This window comes from Streptomyces sp. NPDC020875, from assembly GCF_040641415.1.
Taxonomy (GTDB): domain Bacteria; phylum Actinomycetota; class Actinomycetes; order Streptomycetales; family Streptomycetaceae; genus Streptomyces.
Genome location: NZ_JBFADP010000057.1, coordinates 45,506 through 52,000, shown reverse-complemented (window position 1 = coordinate 52,000; position 6,495 = coordinate 45,506). Strand labels below are relative to the sequence as shown.

Below are 6,495 nucleotides of genomic sequence, written 5' to 3'. Positions count from 1 at the left end.
GGACGTGCTCGGGGTCGTACGGGACCACCCGGCCGCCGACCGCCGCCCAGAGGGGGACGGCCGCCTCACCGTGCTCACCGATCACCTGCCCCCCGGTGACCTTCTCGACGGGGACGCCGCCGGTTCGGGCGAGGGTGATCCGGTAGCGGGCGGCGTCCGTCTCCGCGCCGACCCCGTAGACCCTGGCGCACCCCGAAGCCTCCGCGAAAACCCGGGACAGGACGTCGACCGGGTTAGTCACGACGACGACCGTCCCCGGATATCCGGTCAAGCGGCGGCCGAGCCGGCCGATGAGGGGGGCGTTCGCGGTGAGCCCGGCCATCCGGACATCGCGGGTAGCCGTGTTGGTGAACGGAGCGCGGGGGCACAGCACGATCGCCTCGCACCCGCGCATCCCGTCAACGTCGGACCGGGCGTGGCGGGTAGGGGAGCCGAGGACGACCGCCATGTCCTCCAGATCTGTCACCAGGGCGTCCGTCCGTGCCGCCGTACGGGAGGCGATGAGGATCCGCTCCGATTCCCCGGCCGCCGTCAGCAGCATCGCGACCGCCTGGCCGACCGCTCCGGCGCCGACGATGCCCACGGTTGCGGCTCGGGCGCTCACCGGGCCAGCACCTGGTCGGTGTGAGAGAGCGCGGTCGCCCAGGCCCGGCCGCCGTCACCGTTCTGCTCCAGGGCGCGGGCGATCCGGTCCAGCATCAGGACCACACGGTGATCCACGCCCAGCAGACCGTGGAGATGACCGGGCAGCGGCATCATCGCCGGGGCCGTCCGAACGGTGTGCAGGATGTTTGCCGTATCCATCGCCCACGCCAGAACGAGCTGCCACAGCCGCCCACCCCCGTGGGGCCCCGGCGCAGTGTGGCGGGCCCACTCCGCCACCGCTTCGTCGATCCCGGCCATCGCGCGGCAGGGGTTCGAAGAGGGGACGACCGCCAGGTACAGAACCAGCCGCGATACGAGCTTCGCGACGTCGAGCACGGGCGACCCGACGGACAGAGCGGGGTCGATGAACGCGTACCGGTCCCGTCCGACAAGGACATGCTCCGGCTTGAGGTCGCCGAACACCGCCACGTCAGGTGAGTCCAGACCTGCGGCCAGTTCGCGCAGCCGGATCACCGCCTGCTCCAGCAGCTCGTCCGACCGCTGACTCTGGCCGAACTTGCGCTCGAAGACGGCGGAGATCGTGGCATCGGGTGTGCCCGCCGCACGGGCCAGGACCAGGGCTTCCGGACGGGCAGTCAGGATATTCAGCTCCCGCAACGCCCCTCGGAGCAGTCGGCTGGTGCGGGCCGGGTACTGGGCGACCACGGCGCCCAGCGGACGGCCGGGCAACTCCCGGGTGAACAGAACGCCGTCCCGGACCACCGGCTGCGAATCGCCGAGCCCGGCGGACGCCAGCAACCCGTACTGAAGGGCCTGCCGCTCCATCAGATGCCCCGCGCCGGACTCGTACTGCTCCTGGGCCGCCAGCACCTCGGGCCACGCCCCGTGCGTGCCGCGCAGCACGGAGGACACGGACACGCCGAGCAGGGAAAGCTTCGCGACGAACGGCGTGTTGCCGACCGCGATCCGTAAGACGCACGAAGTCGCCGACGGGACGTACCCGCGAATCCGGATCGTCGACCCCGGCCACTGCGCCGCCGCGGCGTCCAGGATCCGGTCACGGCCGTACCGGAGGACCGGGGGTATATCCAGCTGGCGGTCGGTCGGCGCCAGGGACTGAGGGTTCATGATCGGCTCCAGATACAAGGGGTGGGACGGATGGTGAGCGGGACGAAGGGGGGAGGTCAGGGGGCGGTCGGCTCCGGCCGGCGGGGCGGGGTCGCGGTGCCGTCCGGGGCGAGAGCCCCGGTGTCGGAGAAGACGACGAGCCCGTTGCAGAGCCGGGCCCAGCCCGTCACGTCGTCCCGGCAGGTCACCCGCGCGGCCTCCTGGTCGGCGGCTCCGGCGCCGGGGCACGGCGGCCGGTGGGCACACGCCCGGCGCCGGGCGGCGTATTCGCCGATCGCCGACTCGCGGTAGCCGTAGAACCGGCCCAGGCGGACATCGTCGTCCGTGTCCGGCTGGGGCTCCCCCCATTCCACGGCGTGGCAGACGTCGCCGTCCGGGGACCAGTGGAGGCGCAGATGCGGGAAGCCCGGCAGGCCGGTGAGGAGTTCGCGGGCCTCGACGGCGAGGACCAGGACGTCGTAGGGGAGGTAGCCGCCGAGGCGGCCGGGGCCGACGGGCACGGCCAGCCGGGCGTCGTCGAGGACCCTGACGGTGACCGCGGCCTCCAGGAGCGAGGGGTCCGCCAGCCGTTCCCGGTAGTAGGCGATGTCTCTGGCGGCCTCGGGCGGCAGCAGCTGGATCTGGGACTCCACCTGGGGCGGATGGGTGACGGACACGGCACTCCTCTCGGCAACACGAACAAGGAAGAGGGAGGAAGGGGTTGGGCTCCCGGCCGCCGCCGCGTCGGGGCGCAGGGCGGCGGCCGGGGGTCCCGCCGAAAAGGGGAGGCGGCGGGAGCGGCACCGTCCTTTGCGGATCGCGGCACGGGCCGGATCGGGTCGGACGGCGCCCCGCAGGGGGCCGGGCCCCGGTCCCTGGCGGGGCCCGGCGGTCACGGGGAGCGGTGCCCTTGCAGGGCGGCGACCGGCGGTTCGGAGACCTCCTCCACGATCACCAGGACCGGCAGCATGGGACGCGGCACCATGATCAGATCCGGCGGCTCCCGGTCCCCGGCCAAAGGCCGGGGCGGCAGCGGATGCCCACGCGCGGCGGCTCCGGCGGCGTCATCGTCGGCCCGCTGGTGGTCGTACGGCGGCGGGGTCACAGGTCATCACCGACCCGGTCCAGGAGATCCAGCAGTACGAGGGCCAGGCGCCGCAGGTCCGCCAGCGGCATCGCGCCGACCGGACCGGCAGTCTCCACGGCTCCGGTGAGTTCGCGGGCCCGGGCCAGTACGTCCGTACAGCGCGCCGACAGCCGGGGCGATGCCCCTACCCGGGCCGCGACCCGCACCAGTCCCCAGAAGAGGCAGACCGCGACGGCGGGCGGGGGATGCGGTACGGAGTAGCGGCCGAGGACGTCCTCCAGCGCGTCGTACACCTCGTCGTCCGGGGCGGACAGGACGAGCCGGAGCTGCCGGAGCGTACGCGTACGGGCGCAGAGCCCGAACAAGCCGATCGGGGGAAGGGCCGGGGCGACGGGTTCGATCTCGGAGCGGGTGAGCATAGAGGTGTCCCAGGCGAGGGTGCGTGAGGGTATGCGGAACGGGTGCGCGGGAGCCGGACCGCGCGGAACACCGGCGGCGGGCCCAGTAATTGGGTAACGCCGGGTCGGGACGTGCCGAGAGGGCAGCAGGTATATGGCGTACAGCGGCCAGTGCCTCGACATCGCGGTGCGCGGCCCTCCCCTCAGTGGCCAGGATCGGCGTGCACACCAGGTAACCGCGTGGCCACAGCGCCGGGTACCGTGGAAGCGGAGCGCATTTTCCAAAGGTTCCAACGACGGCGGGGAGTTGAGCGGTGAGCACGGGATTCGAACGGCTGTACCGCGAGAGCGGATGGACGCTGCGGCAGCTGTCCCAAGCCGTGAACCGCATCGGCACCGAGCGGGGAACGCCGCTTCAGTACCGTGCGCAAGGGGTCCACCACTGGCTCTGCGGGAAGGTGCCGAAGACGACGGTCCGACCGATCGTCCTGGAGGCCCTGTCGCGCCAGCTCGGGCGTCAGGTGACGGCCCTTGAGGCAGGGTGGCCCGAAGAGGCTGACAGCCCCTTATCCGGCCGCTCAAGCCCTATTACGACGCTGCTCGACCTCGGGAGACAGGATATGGATCCGTCACGGCGCAGCATGATAAACGCAGGGCTTTTCTCCGTCGCCATGACCATCCCCGGATGGCCCGACGTCGTGGGCCGGATGGAGGCGGTGCAAGCGGGTACTCCCCGCCGGATCGGCGCTCGTGACGTCGACCTCGTACGGCAGATGACGGAAAAACTCGCCGACGTCGAAGATGACTTCGGCGGCCGGTTCGCGCGCCCCATGGCGGCGGCATTCATGGTCAACACCGTCGTCCCGTACCTCCGCGCCGACGCGCCGGAGGACATCCGCCGCGCCATGCTCTCGGCCGCCGCTTTCCTCAGCTATCTGACCGGGTGGATGGCCGTGGACGAAGGTCTCCACCGGCTGGCTCAGCGGTACTACACAACCGGCCTGGAACTCGCCGGAGCAGCCGGAGACCACAACACGTACTGCCACATCCTCCGCGGCATGTCCGTCCAAGCCGTCGACCTCGGCCACGGGGCCCCGGCCGCCCGGCTGGCAGCAGCCGCCATGGCCGCTGCTCCGTCGTCGGGCCCGCGAATGCTCGCCTTCATGGAGGGGCAGCAGGCGCACGCCCTGGCCGTCGCGGGCGACCGGGCCGGAGCGCTCCACAGCCTCCGCGTCACGGAGAAGGCCGTCAGCCGGGCCGAAAGCGGCGCCAAGACCTTCGGCGGGTACCGCCCCTCCACGCTGGCGCTCCACACGTCGCAGGTACGGTACGCACTCGGGGACCTGGCCGGGAGTGTCCAGTCCATGGAGGAATACTTCTCCCTCCGTGACGAGTCGAACTCACAGGTCGGCTTCCTCCGCTTCTCCGCCGTCCTGGCCGAGCGGCGGCTTGAACTCGGCCACCTCGAAGCCGCGTGCGAGACGTGGTCGACGGTGCTGGACGGCTACCCGGCGATGCACTCGGACCGCGTGGACCGGCATGTCCGGGAGATCGCCGTCCGCCTCCGGCCGTACCAGGCGAACCCTGCGGCCCGAGCGGTCTACGAGCGCGCGACGAGGGCCGTGGCCTGATACCGGGCCCGGAAATGTCACTCTCGACCGGCGGCCACAGCCGCTGAGCCCCCGGCGAACGAACGCCGGGGGCTCTAGTGTCTGCGCCGGGATCCCCGGGGCACGCCGTTTAGGGTCGCTGTGTGCGCGAGGAACCCGAACCGTCATCCGTACCGGACCGCGAGGCCGAGGAAGTCCCGCCGTGGCGGCCCGAGCACAGTCCCGGCTCCGTGAACGCCGTGGTGTACCGGCGGGGCCGCCTCCCCGGGCTCTGGATCTACACCCGCGGGGCCTGGCGCCGCGGATGGGTCCTGATGCGCCAGGACTACCCCGGCCCCGGCGGGCGCGGACGCCGGTACGCCTACCACGTCGAGATCACTCTCCCGAACGACGACGACGGTGTCCTCAGCACCCAGAACCTTGCCGTCTGGTGGGGCCAGGACGCCGTACGCGTCCTGCGTCCGCCGCTGCCTCCCGCCGACGGTTCACGGCCGACAGACGAGCCGTGGAGAACCTAACAACGGGACGGCGCGGGTTGTCGTACTGCGGACGCGCCGGGGCCGGGCACCGGGTGATCCGGGCCGCTCTGCACCTCGTGTAAACACCCGTCGCCAGTTCTGCGGATGCGCCACTCTATCTGTGACTGTGTGTGAACTGGTCCGGCACAAGTGGCTCCGGGCTCAACGGCCCGGCTTGAGGCTCGCTCGTGGGGCCGGATCACGAGACGGGGTCACGACTCTTCGCTCCGCGCGTCGTGCTGCGGCTGGAAGGCGGGCTTGGCGGTTGCTTCCTCCCACCAGGTCGGCCAGCTGTTGGGGTAGGCGAACCGGGTATCGCAGGGGCAAATTACATCCGGATTCTCGCCGGGCTCTCCCACCAGCGTGAGGCCCAGGTCCATGCCGCACTCCGGGCAAGCGGCATGCCGCAGTTCCCGCACTTCGTAGTAGATACGGTCGGTGAAGCGGATCCACTTCTCCGGCACTTTTCCCTCCCGGGGTCTGACACACAGATACTCGAACATAGCCCTTTGCTCACACGCAGAGGCTGAGCGCCCGGTTGCGGTGCCGTACTGATCAGATGCGCTGGGCCGGGAGCGGGTGAGGTCGCGGGACGCGCTGGCCGTCTCGCGTGTCCAGCTCGGCGGCCCGGGTGCTGTGGTACCCCGTGCGGGTGGTCATCCGGCCGTGGCCACCACCACCGGGCGGGAGGCCGGTTGACCTCAGTATGAAGATCATCAGCCGGGCTGCCGTGGTCACAACGGCGGCCCTTGTGTCCCTCTCCGCTCTCGTTGCTGCGCAGCCCGCTCCGGCGACATCCGGGACCATCCGCGTCCAGGAGTGCCGGAAGCCCCCCGCCGGGAGCGGGTGCACTCCGGCGATCGTCCTGCACACCTGGGCCGCGCCCGGCGGGAAGGTCGGCGTGGGATGGATCTACGCGTCCACGGAGTCGCCCCGGCGTACGCACGATCTGCGGTGGCTGGTCCAGACCCCCGGAGGGAAGCTCACCGCGAAGTCCGGCTGGGCGAAGGGGCGCCGGACCGGTGGAACCCACGTCGAGACCTACTGGGGCAAGGACGGCCGGACTGGGCCGCGCTACCCCAGGAAGACCCGGGTGTGTGTCCAGGTCCGGGGCGGGAAGCCGCTGTGCCTCCGGCTCTCGCGTTGACGGCCGGATAGACGGGGACAGC

9 protein-coding genes are annotated in these 6,495 nt (G+C 71.5%); 3 read left to right on the top strand and 6 right to left on the bottom strand.

The window, feature by feature from the left end; all coding sequences use genetic code 11:
• From AB0G74_RS27845 to AB0G74_RS27825, 5 genes are all read right to left on the bottom strand, one after another.
• Positions 1-604 (bottom strand): NAD(P)-binding domain-containing protein (locus tag AB0G74_RS27845; RefSeq protein ID WP_361151472.1); only part of this gene is annotated, 604 nt, incomplete at its 3' end.
• Positions 601-1,734, bottom strand: a complete 1,134-nt coding sequence (locus tag AB0G74_RS27840; protein WP_361151470.1) for a phosphotransferase — start codon at positions 1,732-1,734, stop codon at positions 601-603. The genes AB0G74_RS27845 and AB0G74_RS27840, both read right to left, overlap by 4 nt.
• A gap of 56 nt (positions 1,735-1,790) precedes the next feature.
• Positions 1,791-2,390 (bottom strand): DUF6302 family protein, encoded by a 600-nt coding sequence (locus AB0G74_RS27835; RefSeq protein WP_361151468.1) that lies wholly within the window; start codon positions 2,388-2,390, stop codon positions 1,791-1,793.
• Between the two features lie 215 nt (positions 2,391-2,605).
• Positions 2,606-2,818: a hypothetical protein gene (locus AB0G74_RS27830; protein WP_361151465.1), complete on the bottom strand. Its 213-nt coding sequence runs from the start codon at positions 2,816-2,818 to the stop codon at positions 2,606-2,608.
• Positions 2,815-3,219 (bottom strand): hypothetical protein, encoded by a 405-nt coding sequence (locus AB0G74_RS27825; RefSeq protein ID WP_361151462.1) that lies wholly within the window; start codon positions 3,217-3,219, stop codon positions 2,815-2,817. The genes AB0G74_RS27830 and AB0G74_RS27825 overlap by 4 nt, the downstream gene beginning before the upstream one ends.
• A gap of 650 nt (positions 3,220-3,869) precedes the next feature.
• On the opposite strand from AB0G74_RS27825, the gene AB0G74_RS27820 reads away from it, so the two are divergent.
• The gene (locus AB0G74_RS27820; protein ID WP_361151459.1) at positions 3,870-4,829 is read left to right on the top strand and encodes a transcriptional regulator; all 960 of its coding nucleotides are present in this window, start codon (positions 3,870-3,872) and stop codon (positions 4,827-4,829) included.
• 122 nt (positions 4,830-4,951) lie between these two features.
• Positions 4,952-5,326, top strand: a complete 375-nt coding sequence (locus AB0G74_RS27815) for a hypothetical protein (protein WP_361151457.1) — start codon at positions 4,952-4,954, stop codon at positions 5,324-5,326.
• Positions 5,327-5,538: 212 nt separating this feature from the next.
• On the opposite strand, the gene AB0G74_RS27810 is transcribed toward AB0G74_RS27815, so the two are convergent.
• Positions 5,539-5,829: a hypothetical protein gene (locus tag AB0G74_RS27810; RefSeq protein ID WP_361151455.1), complete on the bottom strand. Its 291-nt coding sequence runs from the start codon at positions 5,827-5,829 to the stop codon at positions 5,539-5,541.
• Positions 5,830-6,227: 398 nt separating this feature from the next.
• Between AB0G74_RS27810 and AB0G74_RS27805 the strand changes: the two genes are divergently transcribed.
• Positions 6,228-6,473, top strand: coding sequence for a hypothetical protein (locus AB0G74_RS27805; RefSeq protein ID WP_361151452.1), 246 nt, complete (start codon positions 6,228-6,230; stop codon positions 6,471-6,473).
• Positions 6,474-6,495: the final 22 nt, after the last annotated feature.